Origin of the sequence: Zoogloea sp. LCSB751 (assembly GCF_002028455.1) — a bacterium.
Lineage (GTDB): Bacteria > Pseudomonadota > Gammaproteobacteria > Burkholderiales > Rhodocyclaceae > Zoogloea.
On the sequence record NZ_MWUM01000258.1, the window covers coordinates 1 to 266 of the forward strand.

The window sequence follows — 266 nt, forward strand, 5'->3', positions numbered from 1 at the left end:
GTTCAGCGGTTTCTCATATTCACGGGATTCGATGAAATCAGAAGTGCGACCGCCATAGGTGGCGGCAGAGGACGCGTACAGGAACGGGATTTCACGCTCCAGGCAGTAGTGCAGCAGCTCTTTAGAGTATTGATAGTTGTTGTCCATCATATACTTGCCGTCCCACTCGGTGGTGGAAGAGCATGCGCCTTCGTGGAAAATAGCTTCGATATCGCCGAAATCTTCCCCGGCCATAATCTGGATCAGGAAGTCTTCCTTGTCCATGT

1 protein-coding gene is annotated in these 266 nt (G+C 51.1%); it reads right to left on the reverse strand.

Annotated elements, in window-relative coordinates; all coding sequences use genetic code 11:
- The coding region (locus B4920_RS26565) for an NAD-dependent epimerase/dehydratase family protein (RefSeq protein WP_139379700.1) at positions 1–266 on the reverse strand (266 nt) is incomplete at both ends.